This window comes from Nonomuraea sp. NPDC003201, from assembly GCF_053590415.1.
This window is the reverse complement of sequence record NZ_JBSFTC010000437.1, coordinates 1-7,184: the sequence shown is the minus strand read 5'-3', so window position 1 is coordinate 7,184 and position 7,184 is coordinate 1. Positions and strand designations below refer to the sequence as shown.

Genomic DNA, 7,184 nt, shown 5'->3' with positions numbered 1-7,184 from the left:
CGGGCCGAGGAGATCCCCGCTACCAGTCGCCCCGGTAGAGCTGGCCGCGGACCGCGCCGCCGGGGAATTTGGCGTTGTGCAGGTTGGCGTACCAGTTCTTGGGGTTCTTCCAGATGCGGCGGGCGGTGGCGGTGTCGGTCTTGGAGCTGCCGGCGAGGCCGTTGACGCTGGGTGGCAGGCCGTCCTTGGCCTCGAAGAAGGGGACCACGACGGGGCCGTTCTTGCCCTTGGGGGCGCGGTGGACGTGGGCGGCGGTGGGGGTGTCGACGTGTTTCCAGGTGGCGGCGAACCAGACGCGGTCGCCTTCGGGCTGGACGAGCCAGGCGGCGCGCCCGTTGTGGTCGCCGACCTTGGTGCCGGGGGCGGGGATCTCCTGCTTGCCGTCGGCGCGGGTGGTCAGGGTGCGGCCGAAGCCGTGGGCCAGGACGCTCTCCAGGGCGACGGGGCGGATGCGCTGGAGCTGGGCCCGTACGGCGCCGCCGGCGAAGTCGGCGTTGTGGAGGTTGGCGTACCAGCCCTGGGGGTTGTTGAGGATGCGGCCGAGGAGGTTGAGGTCCTTGACGATGACGGTGCCCTTGATGGCGTGGAGCTGGGCCGGCAGGGCGGTGGTGATGAAGGGGATCTTGACCTCGCCGTTCTGGCCGGCGTTGCCCTTGTGGATGTGGAAGCCGCTGGGGGCGTTGACGTTGCTCCAGCGGACGGCGTAGTCGACGCGGTTTCCGTGGATGCGGAAGACCGCGAGGGCGGCGCCGTCGTCATCGCCGACCTTGGTGCCGGGTGCGGGCACTTCGTGCTTGCCGGCGAGGCTGGCGGCCAGGTAGACGGGAGTGCTGGTCTGCGCGGCGGCCGGTGGCACGGGAGCGGCGACCAGTGCGGTGGTGACGGCCAGGCCAGGAAGAACGAGGGTGCGCTTGTTCATGAATCGGCCCTTGGTTAGGTGATTGCTTACTCCTGGGAGGTACGGGCCGATTCATGAACTTGGTTCAACCGTTCTGCGTCACCAGGTGACGGGCAGCTCGTGCATCCCGTACACGCTGGCCTCGTCCTTGAACGAGAGCTGCTCGGCGGGCACGGCCAGCCGCAGGTCCGGGATCCGGCGGAACAGCGAGTCGAAGACGATCTCCAGCTCCACGCGGGCGAGGTTCTGGCCCAGGCACTGGTGCGGGCCGTAACCGAAGGCCAGGTGGCTGCGGGCGTCGCGCTCGATGTCGAACGCGTCGGGGTCCGCGAACACCTCCGGATCGCGGTTGCCGGCGTTGGCCAGCGTGAGCACGCCCGCCCCCGCGGGGATGACCGCGCCGCCGAGCTCCACGTCCTCGGTGGCCACCCGCATGATCGCGAACTCGGCGATGGTGAAGTGCCGCAGCAGCTCCTCGACCGCGCCCGGCGTCCTGCTCGGGTCCTCGCGCAGCGCGGCGAGCGTGTCGGGGTGGCGCAGCAGCATGTACGTGCCCAGCGAGATCATGTTGGCCGTGGTCTCGTGCCCGGCGATGAGCAGCAGGAACGCCAGGCTGAGCAGTGCGCCGTGGTCCACCTCGCCGCTCTCGCGCTGCTTGACCACCTGGCGGCCGAGCAGGTCGTCGGTCGGGTCCTCCTCCTTGGCCCTGATCAGCTTGTCCAGGTAGACGGCCAGCTCGAAGGAGGCGTGCTGGCGCTCCTGCGGCGTGGCGGCGCGGTTGAGCAGCTGCGCCGAGTGCGTCTGGAAGAAGTCGTGCTCCTCGTACGGCACGCCGAGCAGCTCGCAGATCACCAGCGAGGGCACCGGCAGGGCGAACGCCCGCACCAGGTCGACCGGGCGGGGGCCGTCCAGCATGGCGTCGAGGTGCTCGTCCACGATCTGCTGGATGCGCGGCCGCAGGGCCGCGATGCGCCTGAGGGTGAACTCCCCGATCACGGCGCGTCGCGCCGGACCGTGCTCGGGCGGGTCCATCTCCAGCATCATCTTGGGCAGCGGCGACTCGCCGGGCGCCATCTCGCCGCTCAGCCTGGGGGCGTTGGGATGGCGGCGGTCGGCGCTGAAACGCGGGTCGCTCAGGACCGTACGGATGTCCTCATAGCGGGCGGCGACCCAGGCGTTCGAACCGCCCGGCAGCGCGACCTCGGTGACCGGCTGCTCACGCAGGAGGCGAAGGTGCTGCTCGGGCGGTGCGTACGGGCAGGTGCGGGTGATCTGGAGCGTCTCAGCGGAGTCAGCGGTCACGGTTGTCCCCAATCAGCGTGCCATTCCCAAGTTTCCCTACATCTGTAGGCTAACCTACAGATGTAGGGCACAGTACACTGAGGCGTGGCCCTCACCAGAGACAGAAAGAGCGACCTGAGCGACCCGCGGGTGCGCCGCACCCAGGCGGCCCTGCAACGCACGCTGATCGACCTCGTCCAGGACGGCGACCTGTCCAGGATCAGCGTCGCCGATGTCGCCGAACGCGCCGGGGTGAGCCGCTCCACGTTCTACGACCACTACCGTGACGTGCACGAACTGGCCGAGGCGGCGTGCACCACGATGATCGACGACCTGATCGAGGCCATCCCCGACCCCGGTGTCCGGGACGTTCCGGACGACGCCCCCGACACGCTGCTGACCTTCTTCGCCCACCTCGACGAGCACGCCGGCCTCTACCGCAGCGTGCTCGGCCCCCAGGGCAGCGCGCGCGTCATCGACCACGTGCGCCGCCACGCCACCGTCGCGGCCTACGTCGGCGCGCGCCGCAAGGCCACCGGGGACGACACCCCGACCGACTACACGGCCCGGACCCCGCATGACGTGCCCGCCGCGTTCACGGCGGGCGCGCTCATCGGCGTCGCCACCGACTGGCTCCAGCACGACTGCCCGCGCTCACCCGCCGAGATGGCGGACCTGACCCGCCCGCTGCTGATGGCCGTCTACCGAGGGGACGACCACCCCCAGGCCTAGGAGCGGTCAGCCGGCGGACACCGAGAAGCTGTTGGTGACGAAGTCCATCCCTCCGCTGGAGGAGGTGATCTCGTAGCCGAACTGCACGTTGCCGAGCGTCACGTCGCCCATCCAGCCGTTGGTGCGCAGCCAGTTGAGCACCGCCTTGACGTCCACGGTGCCGGAGTTGGTGTTGCCGGTCCTGACGAACGAGAAGACCTGGTTGGCGCCGTTGCTGCCGCGGTAGACGTCCCAGCTGTGGCCGCCCACCGTGGCGCCGGTCTGGCGGGAGCCGATCGGGCCGACGGCGCCGTGCTTGTTCATCCAGAGCATGATCTCGTACGCGTTGGCCGAGTCCCAGATGTCGTACGCCGTCGTGTACGAGCCGCCGTTCGGCACGGTGACGTTGAAGCTGCTGGTGGCGCTGCCGAGGGCGCTGATGCGTTTGCCGACGTACTTGGTGGCGTTCGGGTACGACTTCACCCCGCCGGTGTTGGGGTGGTTGGCCCACACGCCCCAGTTGCTGTAGGAGTTCGCCCAGATGGTCTGCGGGCCGGCGCCGCTGCCCCAGATGTTGTTGTAGAGCGTGTAGCCGCCGTTGGACCAGGTGCCCCACCGGTCGGTGGAGGACCAGGTGGCGGCCAGCGCGGGCGGGGCGAAGAGGACGGCGACCATCGCCAGTACGCAAACGGGGACGGCGGAACGCATGATCTTGCGCATGCAGGATCCCTTCTGCCTGCCAATTGATTAGTTTGGCTGACATCCAAACTAAACGACACTTTGCGCCTGTTGACTCGGCCGGTCAACCTCGGGTGAAACTTTCGCGGAGGCCACGGCGACGACGCCGTTCCAGCCGCTGATCGCGGTCCGGCCCGGCTACCGGCACTCGGCCAACCTCGCCTCCGCCGCCGCGACCCTGTCACCTGCCACTGCGAGCACTTTCAGCGTCACCGGCTCCGCCGTGGCGCCGCGCACGGTCGTCCGGGGCGAACGCCGACACGCCCCGCTGTACTTCGGCGACGCCTCCGAGACCGCCGGGAGGGTGGCCGACGCCGGGGCCAGGGCCGGGAAGATGGCCGGAGGCGGCATCTCGCGCGACCCGAACTGGCGCGCCGCCGTCGGCCGGCCGCGGCTGCTCGACCTGGCCGCGCGGGGAGAGGTGCTCGACGGCAACCTCTACACCGCCCCCGGCAGGTTCGACGCCCCCTACCTGTCGGAGATCAGACGCCAGCGGCTCCTACCGCTGCTGCGCGGCTGGCCCCGGCCGAGCCGGGCTGAGCTCACGGGGCCGGCCGACGGGGTCGCGGCGGCACGTCCGTTTGGTGGGGTGCCAGGTGCCGTGGCGGCCGGCGCAGTGGGGCCGTGGCGGCTGGAGGCTGGGCTGGGCGGGGGTCGGGACGGGGCTCAGGGCGGCGGTGATGAGGAACGTGGCGGTCGTGGTGAGGGCGCCGGTGATGACGGCGAGGGCTGCTCTCGTTCCAGTTCTCATGGTGCTCCCGGTGTTGTGGTCTGCCGGGTTTGATGCTCGGTTGTCGGTGGTTGTTCGGGGTGTTGTTGCAGGTCAGGCAAAGGGTGCGGGTTTGTGGGCTTATGTCGGGCGGTCGACCTGGTCGGCGACGCAGGCCAGGTACATGTTCGGCAGCTTCGGCGACGACCAGGCGTACCTGCGCCGGAACCGCGCGGCCCTGATCGAGCGTGGCATCGGGGAGCTGCACCGAGGTACGCGACCGGGCCCTGGTCTTCGCCGACGGCGCCTTCCTCGGCGTCGCCGGCCCGGACCAGCGGGAGCTGCCGGTCCGCGGCACCGGCGCCGCCGTGCACCTGGAGGTCCTGGTCGAGAGCCTCGGCCGGGTGAACTACGGGCCCGGCATCGGCGGGCACAAGGGCCTGATCGGCCCGGTCCTCGTGGATCGGCGGATCGTGCAGGGCTGGGACAGCACGCCGATCGCCCCGCAGGAGTGGTCCACCGCCGAGCTGACCCGCGCCCTCGACGGCGGTGCGGTCGAGCAAGGCGGTCCCGGGCCCGAGCAGGCCGAGCGCGCCGGTCGCGGGCCCGAGCAGGCCGAGCGCGCCGGTCGCGGGTCCGGGCAGGCCGAGCGCGCCGGTCGTGGGTCCGGGCAGGCCGAGCGCGCCGGTCGTGGGTCCGGTATGGCCCGGTTCGCCGTCGCGACGGTGGACGTCGAGACGCCCGCGGACACCTTCCTCGCTCTGCCGGGCTCCCGGCGCGGCCTCGTCTGGGTCAACGGGTTCCTGCTCGGCCGCTACTGGGACATCGGGCCGCAGGTCACGCTGTACTGCCCGGCGCCGCTGCTCCGCGCGGGCCGCAACGCCGTGACGGTCCTAGAGCTCGAACGGCTCGGCACGACCCTGGAGCTGCGCGACCGTCCCGAGCTGGGCCCGCCGGAGGAGTACGTCGAGGAGTTCGGCTGACCCGCCGGCCGCTCACCGCTGGAGCCGGGCGTCGGCCGCCGCCAGGAAGACGTCGAGCACCCCGTCGCCGACCTGCGGCTGAGCCGCGCCCCAGCGGTTGCGCGGCGGGCTGACCCGGACGGCGCGGGCCTGCCGCTGCAGCTCACGCGACTCGGCGAGCAACGCGGCGGCCTTGGTCTCGTCCCCGGCCTCCCGGGCCTGCAGCGCGTCGAGCAGGTCCACCATCGCCCGGCCCCACAGCTCGGTGGCGTCCAGCCAGGACGCGGCGTCGTCGGTGAAGCCCTTCTGCACCGCTCCGCCGCGGATGGTGGCCGGCGCCGTGGCGATGGCCTTCGCGTACGGCCGCAGCGCGGTGATCGCCTGGGTGCGCCGCCCGGCCTCCCACGCCTGCCAGAACGCGGCCACCCGCGCGGCGAGCTCGGGCGCCTGGGACTGCCAGGGGGTGCCGCCGAAGGTCGGAGCCATGTGCTCCAGGTCGCCGAAGATCAGCAGGGCCGCGGTGGCCGCCTGGTCGCCGCCGGCGAGATAGGCCATGGCGCGCGGCCAGCTCCTCCTCGCGTCGTACGCCTTGTCGTTCCAGGTGAAGTCCGCGGCGCCGAAGACCGCGACCTTGCTCGCGTACGGCTGGTTCATCGGGTTGGCCACGATGCCGGACAGGTGCGCGGCCAGACCGCCCTCACGCTTGTCGTAGGGCGCCAGCAGCAGCCGGCCACTGGTGTTGCCGTAGTCGTTGACCGGGTAGTTGTCCCAGACGAAGACCTTGCGCCCGAACAGCTGCGCCGCCTTCTCGGCCTGCGCGTTGGTGATCTCCGGCGGCACGGTGTCGGTGCCGGTCCACATCACCTCGACCGCGGGATCGAGGGAGGCCCGCATGGTCTGCTTGTACGTGGTGTCGGTCAGGTCGCCGTACTCGGTGGGCACCATCTGCAGCGGCTGTGCGCCGTCGTGGGTGGCGATGAAGTCGCGCTGCAGGTCGTTGAGCAGGTCGACCTGGGCCTTGGCCGCGGCGGTGCGTCCGGCCGCGCCGTACGCCGTCTCGTCCGCCGCGCAGTTCCAGCGGGTGTAGCTGATGTCGTCCAGCGGGATGGAGAACGCCCTGGCGCCCAGGTCGTAGAGCGCCTGCAGCTTCCGCTTGAGGATGTCGCGGTCCGCGCGGTCGGAGTAGCAGATCGACACGCCGGGGGAGAGCGCGAAGGTGAAGCGGACGTGGTTGGCGCCGGCCCGGGCCACCAGCTCGCCCAGCTCGGCGAGCTTGTCCGCCGGGTAGGGGTCGCGCCACTTGTCGCGGTGGTAGGGATCGTCCTTGGGGGCGTAGATGTAGGTGTTGGCCTTGACGTCGCCGTAGAAGTCCATCTGGTCGAGGCGTTCGGCGTGGGTCCACGGCGCGCCGTAGAAGCCTTCGATGGTGCCGCGCAGCGGCATGGACGGGAAGTCGCTGACCTGGACCCCCGCCACCTGCCAGCCGCCGCCGGACGGGACGAACAGCTGCCGCAGCGTCTGCACGGCGTAGAACTGGCCCGCGGCGTCCTTGCCGCCGAGCGCGATCTGGCGCGGCGTGCCGCCCGAGACCCGCAACGCGTACCCCTCGGCCTGGCCGGGGACGACCGTGCCGCCGAGCGCCTGCGCGATGTCCGGGCGGGCCGCGGGGCCGAGGCGGACCTTGAGCAGGCCGGACGTGCCCGCGGGGATCTTGTCGGGGGCGACCGTGTCCACCCGGCCGGCGCCGTGCGCCCTGAGCTCCCGTACGAGGCGGTCGCGGGCGGCGGGGTCGGTCTGGCCGTCGGCGACGTTGGGATTTGGCCCTAGACATAGGTTGGCGATCATGGGATCTAACCAGTGACAAATAAATTGTTAAATAAGCGCA

At 71.3% G+C, this 7,184-nt stretch carries 7 protein-coding genes; 3 read left to right on the top strand and 4 right to left on the bottom strand.

Features of this window, described 5'->3' with window-relative positions:
* Positions 1-19: 19 nt before the first annotated feature.
* Together ACWDX9_RS57025 and ACWDX9_RS57020 are read right to left on the bottom strand one after the other, a co-directional pair.
* The gene (locus ACWDX9_RS57025) at positions 20-919 is read right to left on the bottom strand and encodes a CHRD domain-containing protein (RefSeq protein WP_449971429.1); all 900 of its coding nucleotides are present in this window, start codon (positions 917-919) and stop codon (positions 20-22) included.
* Positions 920-997: 78 nt separating this feature from the next.
* Positions 998-2,200, bottom strand: a complete 1,203-nt coding sequence (locus ACWDX9_RS57020; RefSeq protein ID WP_449971427.1) for a cytochrome P450 — start codon at positions 2,198-2,200, stop codon at positions 998-1,000.
* Positions 2,201-2,284: 84 nt separating this feature from the next.
* On the opposite strand from ACWDX9_RS57020, the gene ACWDX9_RS57015 reads away from it, so the two are divergent.
* The gene (locus tag ACWDX9_RS57015; protein WP_364248707.1) at positions 2,285-2,911 is read left to right on the top strand and encodes a TetR/AcrR family transcriptional regulator; all 627 of its coding nucleotides are present in this window, start codon (positions 2,285-2,287) and stop codon (positions 2,909-2,911) included.
* Positions 2,912-2,917: 6 nt separating this feature from the next.
* On the opposite strand, the gene ACWDX9_RS57010 is transcribed toward ACWDX9_RS57015, so the two are convergent.
* Positions 2,918-3,610: a glycoside hydrolase family 12 protein gene (locus ACWDX9_RS57010; protein WP_449971424.1), complete on the bottom strand. Its 693-nt coding sequence runs from the start codon at positions 3,608-3,610 to the stop codon at positions 2,918-2,920.
* Between the two features lie 241 nt (positions 3,611-3,851).
* On the opposite strand from ACWDX9_RS57010, the gene ACWDX9_RS57005 reads away from it, so the two are divergent.
* Both ACWDX9_RS57005 and ACWDX9_RS57000 read left to right on the top strand, forming a co-directional pair.
* Positions 3,852-4,412 carry a hypothetical protein gene (locus ACWDX9_RS57005; RefSeq protein WP_449971422.1) on the top strand — a complete coding sequence of 187 codons (561 nt, stop codon included), beginning with the start codon at positions 3,852-3,854 and terminating at the stop codon, positions 4,410-4,412.
* Positions 4,413-4,585: 173 nt separating this feature from the next.
* A complete protein-coding gene (locus ACWDX9_RS57000; RefSeq protein ID WP_449971419.1) occupies positions 4,586-5,320 on the top strand; it encodes a hypothetical protein in 735 nt (244 codons plus the stop codon).
* A 12-nt stretch (positions 5,321-5,332) separates the two neighbouring features.
* On the opposite strand, the gene ACWDX9_RS56995 is transcribed toward ACWDX9_RS57000, so the two are convergent.
* Entirely contained in the window at positions 5,333-7,144 is a 1,812-nt protein-coding gene (locus ACWDX9_RS56995) for a beta-N-acetylglucosaminidase domain-containing protein (RefSeq protein ID WP_449971417.1), read from the bottom strand.
* Positions 7,145-7,184: the final 40 nt, after the last annotated feature.

Coding starts and splice junctions, on each gene's coding strand:
- ACWDX9_RS56995 (WP_449971417.1), bottom strand. CDS start 7,144: ATGATCGCCAACCTATGTCTAGGGCCAAATCCCAACGTCGCCGACGGC.
- ACWDX9_RS57010 (WP_449971424.1), bottom strand. CDS start 3,610: ATGCGCAAGATCATGCGTTCCGCCGTCCCCGTTTGCGTACTGGCGATG.
- ACWDX9_RS57025 (WP_449971429.1), bottom strand. CDS start 919: ATGAACAAGCGCACCCTCGTTCTTCCTGGCCTGGCCGTCACCACCGCA.